Source organism: archaeon CG10_big_fil_rev_8_21_14_0_10_43_11, assembly GCA_002763265.1.
Taxonomy (GTDB): Archaea; Nanobdellota; Nanobdellia; order PEZQ01; family PEZQ01; genus PEZQ01.
In genome coordinates this window covers 58,284-58,518 of sequence record PEZQ01000001.1, presented here as the reverse complement: position 1 = coordinate 58,518, position 235 = coordinate 58,284, and the positions used below count along the sequence as shown (strand labels likewise).

Sequence of the window (235 nt, the reverse complement as noted above, 5' to 3'; positions counted from 1 at the left end):
ATACTTCCTAAACACAAATTCACACCGTTACCTGGTAAATTTGTCTCGGCAGTACGCACGCCTACAGAAGATGAAGTGAATGCGCTCGAGAGCGAACTTGATCAGATCGAGAATGTGCTATCTGAGATGAGTGATTAAACATTTTCTAACAAAATATATATACCTCGTATTCTGACCTTTTTTGCATGACATATAATCTGGAATTCAAGCCGGCATTCATCGAAAGATATTCAGC

The 235-nt window shown here is 39.1% G+C and carries 1 protein-coding gene (running past one end of the window); it reads left to right on the top strand.

From position 1 onward, the window contains the following. Positions 1 to 185: 185 nt before the first annotated feature. Positions 186 to 235 carry part of the coding region annotated (locus COT72_00360) for a tRNA methyltransferase (protein PIO00672.1) on the top strand (this coding region is incomplete at its 3' end). 328 nt of the annotated region lie beyond the right edge of the window, so 50 of the 378 annotated nt are shown.